This is a genomic window from Terrihabitans soli (assembly GCF_014191545.1).
Taxonomy (GTDB): Bacteria; Pseudomonadota; Alphaproteobacteria; order Rhizobiales; family Methylopilaceae; genus Flaviflagellibacter; species Flaviflagellibacter soli.
This window is the reverse complement of sequence record NZ_AP023361.1, coordinates 3,035,896-3,054,630: the sequence shown is the minus strand read 5'-3', so window position 1 is coordinate 3,054,630 and position 18,735 is coordinate 3,035,896. Positions and strand designations below refer to the sequence as shown.

Annotated in this window: 18 protein-coding genes and 1 tRNA gene; 9 read left to right on the top strand and 10 right to left on the bottom strand. The window is 58.3% G+C overall.

Translation table 11 applies throughout. The annotated features are described in order from the left end of the window. Nucleotides 1-48: 48 nt before the first annotated feature. Complete coding sequence (locus IZ6_RS15580) at nt 49-1,116, bottom strand: acyltransferase family protein (RefSeq protein ID WP_222875940.1); 1,068 nt, start codon at nt 1,114-1,116, stop codon at nt 49-51. A 305-nt stretch (nt 1,117-1,421) separates the two neighbouring features. Between IZ6_RS15580 and IZ6_RS15575 the strand changes: the two genes are divergently transcribed. Genes IZ6_RS15575 through IZ6_RS15565 form a run of 3 tightly spaced genes read left to right on the top strand, consistent with a single transcriptional unit; the run spans nt 1,422 to nt 3,962 of the window. Beyond that, entirely contained in the window at nt 1,422-1,826 is a 405-nt protein-coding gene (locus IZ6_RS15575) for a sugar 3,4-ketoisomerase (protein WP_222875939.1), read from the top strand. Next, nucleotides 1,823-2,944 carry a DegT/DnrJ/EryC1/StrS family aminotransferase gene (locus tag IZ6_RS15570; RefSeq protein WP_225873938.1) on the top strand — a complete coding sequence of 374 codons (1,122 nt, stop codon included), beginning with the start codon at nt 1,823-1,825 and terminating at the stop codon, nt 2,942-2,944. The genes IZ6_RS15575 and IZ6_RS15570 overlap by 4 nt, the downstream gene beginning before the upstream one ends. A gap of 34 nt (nt 2,945-2,978) precedes the next feature. Next, on the top strand, nt 2,979-3,962 hold the full coding sequence (locus tag IZ6_RS15565; RefSeq protein WP_222875938.1) for a glycosyltransferase: 984 nt from the start codon (nt 2,979-2,981) through the stop codon (nt 3,960-3,962). 94 nt (nt 3,963-4,056) lie between these two features. Here the strand turns inward: IZ6_RS15565 and IZ6_RS15560 are convergent, their stop codons facing one another. Further along, on the bottom strand, nt 4,057-5,280 hold the full coding sequence (locus IZ6_RS15560) for a glycosyltransferase family 61 protein (RefSeq protein WP_222875937.1): 1,224 nt from the start codon (nt 5,278-5,280) through the stop codon (nt 4,057-4,059). Nucleotides 5,281-5,560: 280 nt separating this feature from the next. Here IZ6_RS15560 and IZ6_RS15555 point away from each other — a divergent pair, with 280 nt between their 5' ends. Next, nucleotides 5,561-7,600 carry a glycosyltransferase gene (locus tag IZ6_RS15555; RefSeq protein WP_222875936.1) on the top strand — a complete coding sequence of 680 codons (2,040 nt, stop codon included), beginning with the start codon at nt 5,561-5,563 and terminating at the stop codon, nt 7,598-7,600. A 113-nt stretch (nt 7,601-7,713) separates the two neighbouring features. Here the strand turns inward: IZ6_RS15555 and IZ6_RS15550 are convergent, their stop codons facing one another. Together IZ6_RS15550 and IZ6_RS15545 are read right to left on the bottom strand one after the other, a co-directional pair. Further along, the gene (locus IZ6_RS15550) at nt 7,714-8,238 is read right to left on the bottom strand and encodes a GNAT family N-acetyltransferase (protein ID WP_222875935.1); all 525 of its coding nucleotides are present in this window, start codon (nt 8,236-8,238) and stop codon (nt 7,714-7,716) included. 105 nt (nt 8,239-8,343) lie between these two features. Further along, nucleotides 8,344-8,420: transfer RNA gene (locus IZ6_RS15545), tRNA-Arg, on the bottom strand. Between the two features lie 237 nt (nt 8,421-8,657). On the opposite strand from IZ6_RS15545, the gene IZ6_RS15540 reads away from it, so the two are divergent. From IZ6_RS15540 to IZ6_RS15525, 4 genes are all read left to right on the top strand, one after another. After that, nucleotides 8,658-9,314 carry a Crp/Fnr family transcriptional regulator gene (locus tag IZ6_RS15540; RefSeq protein WP_225873937.1) on the top strand — a complete coding sequence of 219 codons (657 nt, stop codon included), beginning with the start codon at nt 8,658-8,660 and terminating at the stop codon, nt 9,312-9,314. A gap of 136 nt (nt 9,315-9,450) precedes the next feature. Continuing rightward, nucleotides 9,451-9,867 carry a response regulator gene (locus IZ6_RS15535; protein ID WP_222875934.1) on the top strand — a complete coding sequence of 139 codons (417 nt, stop codon included), beginning with the start codon at nt 9,451-9,453 and terminating at the stop codon, nt 9,865-9,867. 81 nt (nt 9,868-9,948) lie between these two features. Continuing rightward, nucleotides 9,949-10,320, top strand: coding sequence for a hypothetical protein (locus tag IZ6_RS15530; RefSeq protein ID WP_222875933.1), 372 nt, complete (start codon nt 9,949-9,951; stop codon nt 10,318-10,320). 14 nt (nt 10,321-10,334) lie between these two features. Continuing rightward, nucleotides 10,335-11,285, top strand: coding sequence for a response regulator (locus tag IZ6_RS15525; RefSeq protein WP_222875932.1), 951 nt, complete (start codon nt 10,335-10,337; stop codon nt 11,283-11,285). Between the two features lie 22 nt (nt 11,286-11,307). Here the strand turns inward: IZ6_RS15525 and IZ6_RS15520 are convergent, their stop codons facing one another. The 6 genes from IZ6_RS15520 to IZ6_RS15495 all read right to left on the bottom strand — a co-directional run bounded on the left by IZ6_RS15520 (nt 11,308) and on the right by IZ6_RS15495 (nt 17,458). Beyond that, entirely contained in the window at nt 11,308-12,012 is a 705-nt protein-coding gene (locus tag IZ6_RS15520) for a response regulator (protein ID WP_222875931.1), read from the bottom strand. Continuing rightward, on the bottom strand, nt 12,009-13,448 hold the full coding sequence (locus IZ6_RS15515; protein ID WP_222875930.1) for an ATP-binding response regulator: 1,440 nt from the start codon (nt 13,446-13,448) through the stop codon (nt 12,009-12,011). Before IZ6_RS15515 ends, IZ6_RS15520 begins: the two co-directional genes overlap by 4 nt. A gap of 62 nt (nt 13,449-13,510) precedes the next feature. Beyond that, nucleotides 13,511-14,134 carry a LuxR C-terminal-related transcriptional regulator gene (locus IZ6_RS15510; protein ID WP_222875929.1) on the bottom strand — a complete coding sequence of 208 codons (624 nt, stop codon included), beginning with the start codon at nt 14,132-14,134 and terminating at the stop codon, nt 13,511-13,513. A gap of 279 nt (nt 14,135-14,413) precedes the next feature. Further along, complete coding sequence (gene egtD, locus IZ6_RS15505; RefSeq protein WP_222875928.1) at nt 14,414-15,388, bottom strand: L-histidine N(alpha)-methyltransferase; 975 nt, start codon at nt 15,386-15,388, stop codon at nt 14,414-14,416. Continuing rightward, on the bottom strand, nt 15,385-16,668 hold the full coding sequence (egtB, locus tag IZ6_RS15500) for an ergothioneine biosynthesis protein EgtB (protein ID WP_222875927.1): 1,284 nt from the start codon (nt 16,666-16,668) through the stop codon (nt 15,385-15,387). Before egtB ends, egtD begins: the two co-directional genes overlap by 4 nt. Before the next feature lie 154 nt (nt 16,669-16,822). Beyond that, nucleotides 16,823-17,458 (bottom strand): peroxiredoxin, encoded by a 636-nt coding sequence (locus IZ6_RS15495; RefSeq protein WP_222875926.1) that lies wholly within the window; start codon nt 17,456-17,458, stop codon nt 16,823-16,825. A 201-nt stretch (nt 17,459-17,659) separates the two neighbouring features. Here IZ6_RS15495 and IZ6_RS15490 point away from each other — a divergent pair, with 201 nt between their 5' ends. Continuing rightward, nucleotides 17,660-18,706 carry an acyltransferase family protein gene (locus IZ6_RS15490; protein WP_222875925.1) on the top strand — a complete coding sequence of 349 codons (1,047 nt, stop codon included), beginning with the start codon at nt 17,660-17,662 and terminating at the stop codon, nt 18,704-18,706. The last annotated feature ends 29 nt before the right edge of the window (nt 18,707-18,735 follow it).

The following is an 18,735-nucleotide window of genomic DNA, read 5'->3' as shown; positions in this document are numbered from 1 at the left end:
CAGCAGATCGTCCATTCGACCGAACGGATGATCGGGACCGTTGATTTGTTAAGAAGCGGCGCTGGCGTCCGGCTTCTCGCGCTTGGCTGCTTCGAAGCGTTTCGTAAGTGCCGCACGCGCCGGTTCCTCCACAGCAAGAAAAACAAGTGCGGAAGCTGCGAGAAGAACGGCGAGCGCTAGCGCGAAGAACGGCGCGGAGTGCTCCATGAGTAGAGCGAGGTCCGGCGTCGCTTTATGATCGCGGATTACAAAGATAAGTGGCGTCTGCAGGAGGTAAGCGGCGAAGCTTATCTTGCCAAGAAATACAGCCGAGTTGCTCTCGAGAGCTCGAATCCGACAGTCGGGTATAGTCGCGAGCAAGATCAAAATACTGGGAAGCGCGATCACGTTCAGATCGACATAAATCTCCGATTTTACCCAACAAAGTATACATACAAAAATTGTGAACGCGGCAATAGCCCATCGGCCTGGATTCTCAAATCGCATTCCACGCGCGTATAAAACGCCGGCGCATGCCCCGCTGATAAACTCCGGAAAGCGCCAGATGGGCACGGAATAGACTGATCGGCCAGCATGAAAAACGTGCCAAGCGACCGCGGGGACAAGTGATGCGGCAATGCCAATAGCCAGGATGGCCCAAACGACCGAATTGCTCCGCTTGCGCAGCATCCAAAGCAGAGCAGGGAAGCAGAGGTAAAAGAACGCCTCTGCGGAAAGCGACCAGCTCGCGGAGAAATTCCAGACCGGAAATAGCGCGCGGTCCCATGCCTGCACCATGAATAGGTGCGCAAGGACGACGACCGTCGCCTCTGTGAGTGTGTCTGTCTTGGGACCCCAGAACCAGGGCAATGTCAGAAGCGCCGCAAGAGTATACACCGGCACGATGCGAGCTACCCGGCGAACCGCGAACTTTCTGACGTTGAGGTCCGTACCGTAGGTAACCGCAAGGATAAAGCCGGAAAGGACGAAAAAGATCGTCATTCCGACCGCACCATTGTTGACGAAACGCGCGAGGGTACCCCGGAAGCCCAGATCAAAATGCACATGCATATGAAAAAGGAACACATAAAATGCCGCGACGAAGCGGATCGTCGTCAAGGCCCTGATCTGTTCCATGCCGCCCCCGAAGCCTTCAACGTACCCATCCGAGTCGTTGGCGTGCGTCAAGCGTCTGAAAGCGTTCGTGGCAAAGGCCGAGGGAGTGAACCCTGAGCCGCTAGCGTCACGCTCGATACGCCTCGTCCAGACGTGTGAGTTGCGACAGGTCGGGGATCGGCAGGCGTCTCCCAGAATGAAAGATGCCTGCCGATCGCTTTGTGATAGACAACCGAAATTGCCGCGTCATAAAAAGACGAACGGCGCCCGTCCCAGGGATCCCGGAGGCGTTCGGGTCCTGACAATTGACACTTCGGAGATTTCCTTTGGGTGCCACTCTTATTGACTTGCCGGTGATATCGGACCCCCGGGGTGATCTGACCTTCATGGAAGGGATGCGTCACGTCCCGTTTTCGATCAAAAGAGTGTATTTCCTGTACAATGTGCCCGTGGACGCCGAACGCGGCGGGCACGCGCACAAGCAATTGGAGCAGGTCGTTTTTGCCTTATCGGGAAGTTTTCGCGTCAAAACTGATGATGGCCGGACCCAGGGAGAATATTGGCTACGAAACCCGCGACGTGGACTGCATATCAGCCGGTTGGTGTGGCGCGAAATAGATAGCTTCAGTCAAGGGGCGGTCTGCATGGTGCTCGCATCCGAGTATTATGACGAAGCCGACTACTATCGGAGTTACAGCGAGTTTTTGAAGGCAGCCGAGCGCGCGCAGTGAAGATTCCGTTTCTCGATCTCAAGCTGACCAGCGAGCCGCTTCGTGACGAAATCACAGAGGCGATCGCTCGCGTTATGGATAGCGGTATTTACATTCTCGGCGAAGAGGTGGAACTGTTTGAGCGCGAGTGGGCGGATTACTGCGGCGCGAAAGCCGCGGTGGGCTTGGCGAACGGATTGGATGCTTTGACGCTAGCCTTACGCGCCCTGGACGTCGGCTCAGGTGACGAGGTTTTGGTGCCGTCCAATACCTATATCGCAACATGGCTGGCGGTGTCGGCCGTTGGAGCCCGCCCTGTGGCTGTTGAGCCTGACTGTCGAACATACAACATGGACCCCGGACGGATCGGCGAGAAGATTACGTCTCGTACCAAGGCCATCCTTCCGGTCCATTTGTACGGGCAGCCGGCGGACCTTGACCCTATCCTCTCCTTGGCAAGCGAGAAGTGCCTGAAGGTCATTGAAGATGCCGCACAGGCGCACGGCGCAAATTATAAGGGACGTCGCATCGGCGCTCAGGGCGATGTCGTTTGTTGGAGTTTCTATCCGGGAAAGAATTTGGGTGCAGTCGGGGATGCGGGCGCGATCACGACGAACAATGATGCGGTGGCGGAACGAATTAAAACGCTGCGCAACTATGGCAGCCGGGTGAAGTACGTTCATGAAGTAAAGGGCGCCAACTCCCGCCTTGATCCATTGCAAGCTGCAGTGTTACGGGTCAAACTTAGGCACCTTGATCGTTGGACCGAACATCGTCGCGGTATCGCGCGGCGATACGATGCGGGTCTTGCCAGCACAGATTTGCAGCTGCCGCTGACCCCCGGTTGGGTTGAGTCCGCATGGCATCTGTATGTCGTGCGTAGCGACAAGCGGGACCTTCTTCAGCATCGTCTGGCGGAACTGGGAGTCGGTACGCTGATCCATTACCCGATCCCGCCGCATATGCAGATAGCATACGCCGAATATGGAAGTGTGCCCGAGGAGCTTCCGATCGCCCGGCAAATGGCAGCAGAGGTTTTGAGTCTTCCTATGGGGCCGTTTCTCGACAGAGAAATGCAGCAGGCAGTTATAGATGCGGTGAATACCGTTGACCGCGAATTCAGGCAGTCGTCTCTTTAGCCGAGCCCAAATTTATGGATAGCCCGGGTCGTGAATGCGCAAAGCCTCCTTCATCCTGCTTTCTTATAATCAGCAAGATTGCGTGCAGAGCGCCGTTCAAGCTGTATTGAATCAGGCAGGCGATCCGCTCGAGATTTTCATTTCCGACGATTGCTCGGACGATCAAACGTTCAGCCGCATACAAGAGGCCGTGGTCGGATATCGGGGCCCGCACCTCGTGACGGTCCAGCAGACGGAACGCAATCTTGGGATATGCGCGCATCTCAATCGGTGCATTCAGCTGTCGAGCGGTGACCCTATAATCGCAGCGGCCGCCGACGACATCTCGCGCCCTGACAGGGCGGATAAAGTTCTTCAAGCCTTCCGCCGTGACGACGTAGTTCTCGTGCACTCAAGTGTAGAGCCCGTAGGCGATGAAGACGCCCGAGTTGATTTTTTAGAACGCGCCGCTCCAGCGATTCTCTTTCTGCGCGATTGGCATCTGCGGGAGTGCGCTACCTCGATGAGTCTGTACGTCGGCGCAACAGGCGCATGGCGACGCTCGCTGTTTGATAAGTTCGGTCCCTTGCCGGAAGATGGCCCATACGAAGACCTCATCCTTGGCTTCCGGGCGGCACTTACAGGCAAAATTGCATATATAGATTTGCCGCTGGTGTCCTATACGGTCGGGTCCGGCGCAAGTTTTTATCACCGGCAACCTTCCAGCTTCGCGGAGTACCGCAAACTGCGACGCTCCGCGGTGGCAAGGGAAATCTCCACTCTTCATCAGAGACGTGCCGACGCGCTGCGTGTAGGACTCGGCGATCGAGACGCCGTGACCGCCGCCATCACCAGGCGGCTAAAGAAGCTTGAAGTTATTCTTGACGGCTTCGATTACGGCTTCGCTGAGTTGATGATAAAGCGCAGGAGAAACCCGTTGCGGGCCTGGCAGCTTCAGGCCCGCATGAACAGAGACATGCGGCGCGAATTTGCGCGACTGACCGAAGAAAAACGGCGAACGACCGAAGGGCAGGCGTGAGGTTCATTGGAGCTAAACGCCCGGCCGTTCTCGCATCTCTTGCGGCGCGCCGATAGCCGGCGTCCAGGCCTAGGAGCTACGACACCGGGGCGCGTTACCCGATCGCCAGATCCAGCAGGCTGATATCGACGGAGTAGTCGTTGTGCACGGCAGGCATGAATCTCCCGGCGACCTCTGACCCGACAACGTAGGTGAGATCTATACTAAACGCGTGGGCGATCTGGTTCAAAAAATACAAATTCGTATTTGCGTTATCACCGACGAGGACCGTCGCCTGGCACCCTTGAGGTGCAAACAGCATATTGGCGAACCCCGCCCCTGTGGGGCCGACGATGTGGGAAGCGTTGGAAAATATATCGATCTGTTCGTCCAAGGTCATTTCTTCCGGTGAAACGATCGAGAATCCCCGGCGCTTTACGTGGCGGATGATCTCTTGCTCATTGAGCAGCTTTCGATAACGCCCGTTTGCACGAGAGACATAGATTTTCGTGCGTGGCTCTGCTCGCCTTTTCCCCAGGAGCTTTTCACGGGTAAAAAGAAGAGATTCAGGACGGAGGACAATGTCTCGCTCCAAGTCGACCGTTCCTTCATAACGATCGTGAAGCACAGACAGTTCTGAAGGGAAGGCCAGCTCGCCAACTTCTATGCATGCCTTATGAGGAACGTTGATAATTTCTCGCGATGTGACTCTTCGCAGCGCATCCATGCATTGAGGGGGGACGTCACTATCGACGAGCAGAGGCCACCCCCGAAGATCGGGTTCGTGTTCTGTCAGCATCAAACGCGGCAGGCAGTCCGTCAGCCAATGGAAATAATTTGAGTGCCCTTCCTTGCAGAAGTGAACAGCCCTATCAACGCGCCCCACTGAGCACGGAAAACAACTCAAGGCAGGGCGAATTTCAAGAGCGGGCGTCCTGCTGCCGTAGGGGAATCCGGACGAGAGGGCGATCTCATCGTAAAGAATCACGCCCGGCTCTGGCGAAATTATCGTCGTGCCGCCAATGATCGTGACGTCCCTAAGTCGCGCCAAGTAGACTTCCGGAAGCTCTGCGTGTCCGCCGCGCGGTTCGTAGGGCGGGGTGCCGATGACCTTTGGCCTGTCTACGGGCGTCTTTTTCGCAGGCGCAATTACGGTATAGGAAAGGTCGTGTTCAAAGCACCAGGAGCGGACCGACCTTACTTTTACAAAACCGGTCCGAGATGCTGGATCGGAATATCCGTTCCAAAATAACGTTGGATCGACGCTTCGACTAATCCTCTCGAGAAAGCTTGCCGAATTCCTGAAGATTCGTGCGAACTCGCGCCGAACTTTTCGCATTCCGAAAAACCTGTAAGGTAAACATCGCTCCGCCGAATACTTTATCGACCCAGCATCTTCGCACAGATAGAGCCTGAGCTACTGATGCTCGTCAAGGTAGCCGGGCTGCCCTTGCCTAGCATCATAAGGCAGGGCGGGCTGACGGTTTGACATGTTGTAGCTGGCCTTTAAAGCGGAAGGCCGCGATATCGTAGCCGAGCCGAGTGATGATGTGCGTTCAAAACCGGAACTTTGCCCTACGACCAAATCACCAATCTGACGAAATGTGGTATGATCCGGCATGCTTGATCTTCAAATCCTTATACCAGTTTACAACAAGGGTAAGTACATTGAAGATGCCTTGACGTCGGTCCTTGGCCAAGAAACAACGTATACGTACGAAATCATAATCTGCGACGATGCGTCGACTGACGACAGCCAGACCATCATCGATCAGTTTTGTCAACGCTACCCGCAAAAAATTCGAAGCTATCCAAACGCAAGCAATGCAGGCTGCCTCGGAAACTCGATTCGATGCTATGAGAAGGCAGGCGCGCGGTATGTGACCGTCCTTGATCCGGACGACTATTGGACGGACCCGCATCATATCCAGGCGGCGCTCGACTTCCTTGACGGTCACGCAGACTATACCGTGTTCATGAGCAACACGCTTCTGGAAGAGAATGGAAAACAGCGTCCATACCATTCGGGTATGAGTCGGACGTTTGGCTTTGACCACCTGAGTGGCGCTGTTGCTGGGCATACATCAGCGACATTCTATCGAAATTGCGGGGCTTTTGCCGAGAATATCGATGTGTTGCGCTCCAAAGTCGGAACGCCCCAGGAAAAGATTTACGAGGGAGAATCCTTCCGTTCACTACTCCATCTCGCGCGCGGCAAGGGGTACTTTGATCCAACGATCCGCAGCGTTTATCGCGTCTTGGACACTGGAATATGGATGAGTCTTTCAGTCTCCGAACAGCATTATCTGAACAGCGAGTTCTACGCGGAGATGTTGCAGTTTTTTGACGGCCGGGGCGCCACCTACTTTCTCGAAATGGCGGAAAAATCCTCTGGAGCAGCGGCTCCGTTTGTCGAAGATCTGCCGCCCGCTGCGCAAGTCAAATTTTGGGAAACTTATCTCTCGGTTGTCGCCGCCAGAAACAAAACTACGGGAGCAGAAAGCCCCACTTTTGCATTCCTTTTGCCGAGCCGGACAGTCGGGGGCTATGAGTTTCTGTTCACACGTCTTGCGCGCGCGTTGGCTGACGACTTGCATTTCCAGGTATTCTTTATCGACTATAAGGATGGCGTTTGCAGGCGGATGCTTTCCGGTAGCGGCGTGAAAATGATCGAACAGGGGTCGGAGTTGAAGCTTCTGCAAGGTGGTTTGCTGGTGTTTCCCGCGACCCTAGGCTTTGAACTTCCCGTAATTACGGGTCGTAACGTCAGGCTTCTTTCCTGGTTCGCTCATCCAAAGAGTTTTGAATGGCTATGCTATCGCACCTCTAAGACGGGGGAGGCCGCGAAGCAGCACATCGAGTGGCTGCACGCCTTTCGTTCTTTGATCTTCATGGATTGGTCGTGCTGGAAGGCCGCGGAGAGGGTGTTGAATGCGACCTTCACTCGAAACTTTGTCCCAGTATACGCCACCCAAAAAGCCATCTCTCGAACAGGAGGCTTCCACGAGCCGGGGTATGTCAATATTGCCTGGCTCGGTCGTCTCGACGATGACAAGTTCGGCGCCATCAATCCATTGATCGAAAACCTTGCAAATCTTCGGGACAGCGTGCGCGTGCGGCTGCACGTCATCGGCGATGGTAATATGAGGTCACGTCTTGAGGACGCTTGTGCCCGGCTGTCCGTCGAAGCCATTTTTTATGGCACGATCATAGGCGAGGAACTTGACCGATATTTGGTCAGCAATGCCGATATTGTGTTCGCAATGGGCATCTCCTCGCTAGAGGTGGCAAACCTGAAAATACCTACAGTTCTCACCTTCCTGAGTGAGGGGGCGGCGAATTTCGATTCTTATCTTTGGCTTTTCGATTCCCCCCAGTTCTCTCTTGGAATGTATCTTGATGAGTTGGCAGCCGCCGACAATTTGCCGGTGCATCAACTGTCAGAAATCATTTCTCAGCTCAAGGTACCGAACGCGATTTCTAATCTCGGGCAGAAGTGCTTTGAGCATGCCGCGTCAAAGCATTCGGAGGCGTCAGTTCTTGGCCGGTTGATTAATGCGGGTTCGTCGGCTGGCGCCTTGCACGGCGCTTCTCCGCCTTCTTTATTCAAGCGGTCAATGCGCAGGGCTCTTCGAGCGCTTCGTTTGGCTAAGGGCTGAGCGGAGGCGAGCGGGAAGAAGGCCTCCTCACCGCTAGAATCTGCTTTCGGCGGAGCTCCGAGAAGGCTTCGGGCGCGAAATAGGCGCGCCGCTTTCGTTTGGGGCGAGGGGATTTACGCAGGCAGAAATTTCGCATATTTCGGCCTGATCTTCTCGTACGCTTCCTTGCTGAATTCAAAGAAGCAGTCGAGGTCATTGGACGCGACTTGTACAGCCCCAAGACGCTCATGGAATGCAATTACCCGCGTATTGCCTTGCCGTACGTCGAAATGGCTCGCTGTAAATCCGAGCGTGTAAAAGGCGAACTCATATACGAGCAGTGCGGACTCGATGCCTGTCGATGCGGGCGCATCGGGAGAGATGAGCCACGAGCCCCAACAGAACGACGGACCCTGGAAGTCATAAACCCGAACAGCCCCGTATGGCGTGCCGCCGAGGCTCTCGATGATAAAATAAAATTCTTCTTTGTCTCTCTCCCGCTCCTTGTACGAGCGAAGCCAGGAGAGTTGTTTCTCAATGTCGGGCGACACGGGAGAAACAAACGTTGATAAGGCGGGATTTACACGCAGCGAGAGGATGAATTCTGCGTCGGCAAGCTCGGCGAGCCGGAGGCGGATGGTGCGGCCGTCGATGTTCATCTCAGAGCTCGGTCAATAAGGTTGAGCGATGCAACGGCAAATGCGGTCCGGTTGATCCGGCGAAATCTCCGCCATGCTCCTTCGTGCGCGCAAACGATCAGCCAATGGCGCACCCGACAGGATTCGAACCTGTGACCTTTGCCTTCGGAGGGCAACGCTCTATCCAGCTGAGCTACGGGTGCTTGGCGCGCCGGGACACTAACCGAAGGGTTTTCACGCGGCAATGAAAGCACGCCGCCGTCCCGCGCTTCTGACGCGACAGCCCCGATTCACCTCTGTTAGTTTATCACAACCATAAGTATAATACACAATGGAAACCCAACCCAGTGACGCGGCAGGGTCAGACATTGAGTCGGTAGAAGTGCGGATGACCAAGGTCAACGCTTCGGCCGCGGCGGCGACAGGCCAGGGATCAGAGATTGCACGAGGGACCGGACAGGAAGTCGCAAGCCTCGCTCGCTCTCGCGGAGAGCGATGCGCCGGAAGCCGGGTTCAGCAAGGGCCAGGTTCTGTTCGCCCAGGGCCAGCCCGCTGACGCGCTGTTCTTTATCCGTCGCGGCAAGATCAAGATGAATGTCCTGTCCGAGCACGGGAAAGAGGGCGTGATCGCCATTCTCGAAGCCGGCGATTTCTGTGGCGAAAACTGCCTTGCCGGCCAGTCGCTCCGCACCGCCTCCGCCAAGGCGATGACGGACGGGGCGGTGCTGCGCATCGAGCGGGCGACCGCCTTGCGTCTGCTCAAGGACAATCCGGAGTTTGGCGCCCGTTTCCTTTCTTATGTCCTGGCCCGCAATCTGCGCATTGAAGCCGATCTGATCGATCAACTGTTCAATTCGAGCGAAAAGCGCCTGGCGCGCCTTCTCCTGATCCTTGGCGCCGGCAAGAACGGAAGCGCCGGCGCGATCGATCCGCCGATCAGCCAGGAGATGCTTGCCGAGATGATCGGAACGACGCGCTCGCGCGTCAGTCATTTCATGAACAGGTTCCGGCAGCTGGGCTACATCTCCTACAACGGGCACAGCGGTCAGCTTGAGGTGCACAAATCCCTGAACAGTGTTGTCCTCGAAGAGGAGTGAGCGGAAAGCTTTAAACTCTTATCGAAAGGTAAATATCGCAAGGGTCTTATCTGAAGAACTGCGTACTATCTTCGTATGTACGTGTAGAGCTATACTTCCGCTATTCTGTAGCGCTAGGGCCACGGGAGAGACAAGCATGCCGCGCGTCCTTGTGATCGATGACGATGAATCCGTCCGCGGCGCCATAGAGGCGCTGCTGCGGCCCGAGAACTGCGATGTGGTTCTCGCCGAAAATGCCCGCCGGGGCGCCGAGCTGTTCGGAACAAGCCCGTTCGATGTTGTGATGGTCGACATATTCATGCCCGGCATGAATGGCCTGGAAACGATCAAGGACTTTCGCCGCGCTGATCCTGAAATGCCAATCATCGCGATGTCCGGATTCCGCTTCCGCAGCGCGGGAATGCCGATGCCGGACTTTCTCAAGATAGCATCCGAGCTTGGCGCCACATACTGTCTCAGCAAGCCTTTCCGCCCGCAGCAGCTTTTCGAGGCCATCGATGTTTGCGTGCGGCTGCCCGCTCAACGCCGGAGAGCCGTATCTGTACGTACGTAATTTACACTGATCCGTTTTAACGCCGATGCAACCTGACGGCCCGACATTCGGTCGCATGGGCCTGCGGGTTCGAGGCGTATCATGTCGGAAGCCGAGTTTCAGAAGCGGATCGCGATAATCAAAGACAGGTTTGGCCTGAAGCTCGCATTCTACCTTCGGGATACCACCGAGCATCTTCCCAAACTTGTCGGAAACTCCCCGGCTGCCGTGGAGGCGACGACGACCGCCTATAGACGATTTCACGACATTTGCGGCATTGGGCCGACGGTCGGTTTTGAAGAGACCGGGCGTGCAGCGCGGCCGATAGATGCCATGCTCGCGGGGGCCTGCCGCACCGACCGCGGCCTGACCGAAGACGAAATGATCTTCCTTGAAGAAGGTTTGAAGAATGTCCGCGCCGCGGTCCTCGCCGACGGCGGCAGCATGCCGGAGCTGGAGGCGGAGCCCGGATAAAGATGGGGGAGAGAATGCGCATCCTCGTGGTCGACGATTCTGAGGACGGCCGGGACGTCGCCGATGCGATACTCTCGGTCGGCGGCTACATGACCGTGGGCGCAGGATCTGCGCGCGAGGCCTGCGGGTATCTTCAGGTCGGCGTAAAAACCGAAGAGCCCCCCCGGGTCGATGCAATTCTTCTCGATGTGGTCATGCCGGGGGTCGACGGCATCGAAACCTGTGCACGTATCCGCGGCGATGAGCGCTACCGCGATGTGCCGATCATCATGACCACCGCACTGGACGAGATGGGAAGTCTTGCGAGTGCGTTCATCGCGGGCGCGAACGATTATGTCACGAAGCCGCTGAACCGGACCGAAATCCTGGCGCGGGTGCGTTCCGCATTGAGGCTGAAGGCGGAACTCGATCATCGCCGCATGCGCGAGCGCGAGTTTTTGACGTTCATGTCGGTCTGGGTCGAAAGACGCGCCGGGCAATGGGTCGACGGCGCCACAGGTCTTGTGATGGCGGAAATTGCCGAGGCCTATCTCATTGCAACGGGTGAGTTCGCCCCGGGGCGGGACATATCGATCATCGCCCTGTCGCTCGACCAGTTCGAACTTTATGGTGCACAAGGCGAGAGGTATCTCGCCCAAGCCATGCGGCAGTTTGCGGATGCGGTCCGGGAAACGGCCGCCAATGTGGGGGTGATGGCGGCGTCCTACGGGAACGGGACCATCGTTCTGATTGTCCCCGATGCCTCGTCGAAAAAAGCAACGAAGCTTGCCGAGAATTTGCAGGCATCCATCGTCGCGAGCAACGTATCAAGCTCGAATGGGTTCGATCATATTTCGGCCAGCGCATCGGTTGTCACCGGCCGTCCGAACGATTGGAGCGATCGTGTGCATCTTCTGACACGCGCCGTTTCGACGATTCCCAATCCGTCCGGCTATGGCTCCACGACGCTATCGGTCCAGATGTGACCGGGTTCGTGTCGGCGCGGCTTCAATGCGGCCGCGCCTGTGTCCCATAGCCTGAAAGATTTTGTGCCTCGATGCAGCCGAGAAGCCGGCCGATGGCGCCAATCACGTCATCCGCCGAACCCAATCCTTCCAGCGCCGAATAGCTCTCCTCCTCGAGTCGTGCTGCGGCGTCGCTGATCTTCTGGAAGCCGTAAATACCCGCCGCGCCGGCCAGGCTGTGTGCGAGATCCCGGACATCGCCGAGCATGTCCGACGCCGCAGACTCCCTCAGGGCCGAGCGGCACATCGCCAAAGCATCGGCGTTGTCGCTGACGCGCCGCGCGAATGTTTCGCGCAAAGCCGCGAGCCGGGCGTCAGGCTCGAGGAGGCTGCGCACGGAGCCGGCAAGGCTCATCGGGTCGAAGGGCTTGGGGATGACGCCGAGCGCGCCGAGCGATCGAAAATATTCGAGCTCGCCGGCACGGGCTCGCGCCGTCATGAACACGACCGGGATCATGGCGGTCTGCGCATCTTCTCGCAGCCGCGAGAGCGTCGTCGGGCCGTCCATATGCGGCATCATCACATCGAGCAGGATGAGATCCGGCGTCCATTCGTGCGCGGCCGACAAGGCTTCCTTTCCCGAAGAGCAGCCGCGCGTTTCAAAGGCAGGATCCAGGCTGAGCGAGAGTTCGACGACCTCCCTGATATCGGGCTCGTCATCGACGTGTAGGACACGAAGCGGGCTCATGCGACCTCCTTTATGTAACGCGTGGTCGGTGGCAGAAGACGGTCACGTACGGCATCGACCAGATCGTCGAGAGAGGTGCGCCCTTTGGGCAGGCTTCCCCCGATCTGACCGTCGCAATTGAGATCGTCCACCTGGCTGAACACGATGACGGGAATGATGTTCCCCGTTGCATCGCGAAGCTGGGGCATGAGGTCTAATCCGGATGCGTTGCCGACGGCGATATCGAGCACCGCGAGATCGACCTGGTTGGTCTGCAAAGCGATGCGCGCCATTTCGAGAGAGTCGACGGAAATAACATCGGCGTCGTCGCTCAACGCCACCCGAACAAGCGCCAGAACGTTCTGATCGTCATCGAGATGCAGGATGCGCGGCCGGTGACCTTCATGATCGGGAAGTTCGACGAAGAAAATCGTACCCCCGTCCAGCGCATCGCTGAAGCCGACTTTCCCGCCGAAGAGGTCCACCAGCTGTTTGACAATGCTGAGGCCAAGCCCCGTGCCGCCCTTTTGCCGCGCATTGGTCGCGTCGGCCTGCGCGAACTTCTCGAAAACATGCGGTTTGAAGTCGTCCGGAATCCCGGGCCCCCAATCGCGAACGGAGAGGCGCAGGCCGCCCGCCCGGCGCTTGAGGGTCACAACAACCTCCGCGTCCGGCGGCGAGAACTTGATCGCGTTCGACAGCAGGTTTGTAACAATCTGCGCGAGGCGGTCGGCGTCCGTCGTGATTTCGATATGATCGGAATCGGATTCGATCCGGACATGGACGTTGTAGCTCGTCGCATAGGTGCGGTTGCACTCTATGACCTGCTCGATAAGTTCGACGGCATCGATCCGCTTGAACGCGAAAGCGACGGAGCCCGATTCCGCTTTTTCGATATCGAGGATGTCGTTGATAAGGCGCACCAGCCTCTGCGCGTTGCTTTGCGCAATGACGAGAAGCCGGGCGGCCGGGGCCGGCATCTTGTCCGACCACTGACCGACCAGCAGGCCGAGCGAGCCTGCGAGCGAGGTCATCGGTGTGCGCAGTTCGTGGCTGACCGTTGCAACGAACTCATCCTTGAGCCGTTCGGCTCGCTTGCGCTCGGAGATGTCGACGACGGCTCCGACGATAAGCAGACGCTCCGCAAACTGAATCGGATTGAGGGCGACCTCGACGGGAAATTCGGAGCCGTCCTTGCGGCGGCCGAACAGCTCCATGCCGGTGCCCATTTTTCGCGCCTTGGCGGTGCGGGTAAAGGTCTCCCTATGATGGGAGTGCCGGGCGCGAAAACGTTCCGGAATAAGGACTTCGACTGTCTCGCCCAGCAACTCATCACGGTCATAGCCGAACTGGCGTTCCAGTTCGGCATTGACCATGAGGATGTTGCCGGACTCGTCGGCCATGACCATGCCGTTCGGAAAAGCTTCCACTGCGAGGCGGAAGATTTCGTGAGGCAAAACGCGGGTCTGGGGCTGCCCGGGCAGAGGCGCGCGCGACGGCGCGGACTCCAGACCCAAGCTCACCGTTCCTCGCTCAGCGCGATGCGAACAAGGTCGGCGGCATTGCGGGCGCCGAGCTTGGCCATGATGTGCGCGCGATGAACCTCAAAGGTCCGCATGCTGATGCCGAGCCGGTATCCGCCTTCCTTGTTCGAAGCGCCTGCCGTGATGAGGGTCAGCACTTCGCGTTCGCGGCGGGTCAGGCTTTTGAGGCCCTGAACCTGCGCGGAGAGAGGTGGAGCGGTGGGAACGGCGGGTTTGGGCTGGCTGCTGCTGCGCGTTACCCAGTCGATTGCTTCGCGGCCGCGGGCAAGCGCGAGATCGGTGTTGTCCGCTTGCGGCTTGTCGATGCTGCGGCCGATCTGTTCCATGATTTCGCAGACGCGTTCGGTTTCCGACAGCGCCTTCTCGATCATGTCGCCGGCGCCGTTGAGACCTTCGTCCTCGCCGACGCCGCGCCGCTTGAGCTCATGCAGATAAAGCAGAAGTGCTGTGAGCGGCTCGTAGAGCTGGTGCGCCATTACGGCGCCCACTTCATCCACCGCCCAAAGGCGTGCGGTGGAAACAAGGTCAGCTTGAATTTCGTTGAGTTTGCGCGAGGCGGAATGCCCCGACGATGAAGCCCCGTAATCATTGATCGACATGTGCAGCCCTCTCCCGTTTATGGTCGAGATGCCGTACCCGAGCTTCATTCCCCTGCCGCGATCCGTCCCTGACGGAATCCCCACCATGTGCCTCGGAGGCAACGGCATTCAACCTAAGTCTAAGCTATCACCTGAGGTTGAACCGCGCCTGTTCAATACTGCACAATTTACACGCTTTCGTGTACGTACATTCAATACGAACTGATACTTATAGGAAGAAAACACTGTTTCTTAACTCGCAGCTTCCCGCGCGCGGAAAGCTTTGACGCTTCCTGTGGATTACCGCGAGAGGAAGTGCACGCTGAACAGTTTTTCTCGATCGACATAAACCTCCCTAATCTTCCATCCCGTCTTCTTCACGAGTCTGTGAAAGCTCTCGATCGTGTACTTGTAGGAATTCTCCGTGTGGATGGTCTCCCCTTCCCGAAAAGCGAAGACGTCGCCAGCGATATGGACAATTTGCGGCTTCAAGCTTTCGAGATACATCTCGATCCGGCCGAAAGCCGCGTTATAGACGGCGCGATGACGGAATGCGGAAAGATCGAAGTCGCCGCGCAGCTCGCGATTGATTCGGGTGAGCAGATTGAGATTGAAGGCAGCTGTCACGCCGGCGTGATCGTTGTAGGCGGCATGCAGCACTGCGCCGTGTTTCTTCAGGTCGACGCCGACAAGCATGTCCGCGCCCGCGCCTAAAGTTTTAGCCGCTTTGGACAGAAAGGCCTCGGCCTCTGGCGGCGTGAAATTGCCGATCGTCGAGCCCGGGAAAAAGCCCAGTCGCTTCTTGCCACGTATGGAATCCGGCAGCTGGACTTCCTGCGTGAAGTCCGCGTGGATGGCGGTTACGGCAAGCTGTGGATAGTCGCGGCGAAGTGCTGCCGCGGCGTCTTCGAGATGCGGCCCGCAAATGTCGATCGGCACATAGGCGGCCGGCAGCCTGAGCGCGTCGAGCAGAATGCGCACTTTCGTCGAGGAGCCTGATCCAAACTCTATGAGCGCGACATCCCAACCGGCGCGCGCCGCGATATCCTGAGCGCTCTCGCGCAGGATCTTTGTTTCGGTACGCGTCGGGTAATATTCAGGCAGATCGCAGATGCGGTCGAACAGGCGCGAGCCCGCGGCGTCGTAGAAATATTTCGGCGGGATGGTCTTCTGTCGCTGCGAAAGCCCGTTGAGAACGTCTCGCAGAAACTCATCCCGGATAAGCGGATTTAAATCGTCGTCGAGGTGGAGCGCGGCAGCGAGAGCGGGTGTCATGCATCCTCCGCGAGGCGAAGTCCCGCAAACGGCCAGCGCTGATGCGGGTAGAAGAAATTGCGATAGGTTGCCCGGACATGGCGATCGGGCGTCGCGCAGCATCCGCCGCGAAGCACCATCTGGTTCGACATGAACTTGCCATTGTATTCGCCGAGCGCGCCCGGCTCCGGGCGATAGCCGGGATAGGCCGTGTACGGACTCTGCGTCCATTCCCAGACATCGCCGAACATCTGGACGGGCATGCCCGTCGCGTCGGGGGCCGCGAGCGGCCTCAGATAGGAGCTGTCGGCAAAGTTGCCGGTGATGGGCAGGGCGCCTGCCGCGACTTCCCATTCGGCTTCCGTCGGCAGGCGTTTGCCGGCCCAACGGGCATAGGCGTCAGCTTCATAATAAGAGACATGGACGACCGGCGCTTCGGCGTCGATCTTGTGCTGTCCGGACAGGATCATGGCTTCCCAGCCGGAGGAGGTCTTTTCCCAGTAGAGCGGCGCCGCGAACTCGCCGGTGCGGACGCGCGCCCAGCCGTCGGCGAGCCAAAGGTCCGGACGCCGATAGCCGCCGTCCTCGATGAAGGACAGCCATTCGCCGTTCGTCACCGCGCGGGAAGCGAGGCGGAAAGGCCGCAATAGAACCTCGTGCCGCGGGCTTTCATTGTCATAGGCGAAGCCTTCGCCGTGATGTCCGATTTCGAACACGCCGCCCGGATAGTCGACAAATGACAGTCGACCGCTTGTACGTGCTTCGTGCGCTCTCCACGGCCGATAGGCGGGGCGCAGCGGATTGGCGGCGAACAGGTTGAGAATGTCCATCAGGATCAGTTCCTGATGCTGCTGTTCGTGGTGATTGCCGATCTCGACGACCGGCTCGATCTGTTCCCAGAGAGTCTCATCGGCGCTGTCGATAAGATCGTTCATCGCCTGGGTGACGTGCGTACGATAGGCGGCGACTTCGGAGACCGTCGGCCGCGTGATCAGGCCGCGCTCGAAACGGTTATGCCGGGGGCCGGCGGCTTCGTAATAGGAGTTGAAGAGGAAGCCGAATTGCGGATGGGCGGTCTCGTAGCCCTTCAGATGGGGCGAGAGCAGGAAGGTCTCGAAGAACCAAGAGACATGGGCGAGATGCCATTTGGTCGGGCTGCAATCCGGCATGGACTGCACCGTCTGGTCCTCGGGCTCGAGACCGCGCGCCAGCTCTTCGCTCTGAGCGCGAATTTCACTGAAGCGGGCCTGAAGTTCGCCTTTGCGGCCCGGGCCCTGGTGGGGGCGGGTCTGGATGCTCATGAGAAACCTTCCCTCCAGCCGATACGCTGGGATCAACCCGCTGGATGCAGGAAGGTTTCCGGGGACGTTCAATCAAGAGGGGCAAACAAAAAGCCCGCCGGGGAGGCGGGCTTTTATCACGTTCGGAATTTTCCAGTCCGGGCAGGGGCCCGGATTACTTGCCCGGCTGCGGGGTGACGCGCAGATAAGGGCGCAGAGCCTTCCAGCCCTGCGGGAACTTCTCTTTCGCCGCTTCGTCGGTGACGGAGGGGACGATGATGACGTCTTCGCCCTGCTGCCAATCGGCCGGAGTTGCGACCGAGTGCTTGTCGGTCAGCTGCAGCGAGTCGATCGTGCGCAGGATCTCATCGAAATTGCGGCCGGTGGCGGCCGGATAGGTGAGCGTCAGGCGCACCTTCTTGTTCGGGTCGATGATGAAGACCGAACGGACGGTCATCGTGTCCGAGGCGTTCGGATGGATCATCCCGTACTTGTCGGACACCGATTTGTCGGCGTCGGCGATCAGCGGGAAGTTCAGGCGCGCGCCCTGGGTCTGCTCGATATCGTCAGCCCATTTGTCGTGGTTCGTCAGCTGGTCGACCGACAGGCCGAGCGCCTTGACGCCGCGCTTGTCGAATTCGGCCTTCAGCTTGGAGACCGCGCCGAGCTCGGTCGTGCAGACCGGGGTGAAGTTCTTGGGGTGCGAGAAGAGGACGACCCATTTGCCGCCCGCCCAATCGTGAAAACGGATTTTGCCTTCGGTCGAGTCCTGCTCGAAATCCGGGGCGATATCGCCAATACGGACGCTCATCGCGACCTCCCTGTCTTATGCCGCCCGATATAGGCGGAAAATTCTGACAGGGATATGGAGCCTCTGCCTAAAACACGCAAGAAAAAAGTTTGCTCTATAAAATAACATAATATAAATGCGTAATAGATCGGCGAAGGGCGGGGGTAACCATAGGTCCGTTGATTCAAAACTTATGAAAACTGATCCTGTATTGTCCCGCCCATGGCCACTTCCTCTTCTTCCGGCGATCCGCGCATTCCGTGGGTCGATTATGCCAAGGGCATCTGCATCATCCTCGTCGTGATGATGCATTCGACGCTCGGCGTCGGCGAAGCCATGGGCGGTACCGGCTTCATGCATCACGTGGTGGAATTCGCCCGCCCGTTCCGCATGCCGGACTTCTTCCTGATCTCGGGCCTCTTCCTGTCACTGGTCATCGACCGGCCGTGGCGGCTCTATCTCGACCGCAAGGTCGTGCACTTCGCCTATTTCTATGTGCTCTGGTTCCTGATCGCCGTCGCCTTCAAATGGCCGGGACTGATCGCCGAAGAGGGCATCAAGGCGGGCGTGGAGCAGTTCCTGCTCGCTTTCATCGAGCCGTTCGGCACGCTCTGGTTCATCTACCTGCTGCCGATCTTCTTCGTGACAGCCAAACTCGTGAAGCGCGTTCATCCGCTGATCGTGCTTGCCGTTGCGGCAATCTTTGAAACGCTGCGGGTGCACACCGGCTCGACCGTCATCGACGAGTTCGCGGCCCGCTTCCTCTATTTCTGCGTCGGCTGGTATGCGGCGCCCTACATCTTCGCCTTCGCCAAAATGGTCGGCGATCGCGCCGCGGCGGGTCTTGTGCTCGTTGCCCTGTGGGCCCTCGCCAACGCGACGCTGGTCTGGTTCGACCTTGCGGTGCTGCCCGGCGTGTCGATCGTGCTCGGCCTTGCCGGCTGTCTCGGTGTCATCGCGACGGCATCCTTGCTCGCCCGCTTCAACCTCGCGCGCTTCATCCGCTATGCCGGCGAGCACTCGATCGTCATCTATCTCGCCTTCTTCATCCCGATGGCGGCAACGCGCGTCATCCTGATCAAGACCGGCATCGTCACCGATATCGGCTGGGTGGCGCTGATCGTGACATGCGTGGGCGTGATCTCGCCGCTGATCCTGTTCGCGATCACCGAAGCGACCGGCTGGGGCCGCTTCCTCTTTGCGCGGCCGGCCGCCTTCTATCTTGCGGGTACCGGCAAGACGCGCCCGGAACTTCAGCCGGCCGAATAAAAAGCGGCGGGTTTTCGCCCGCCGCTTCT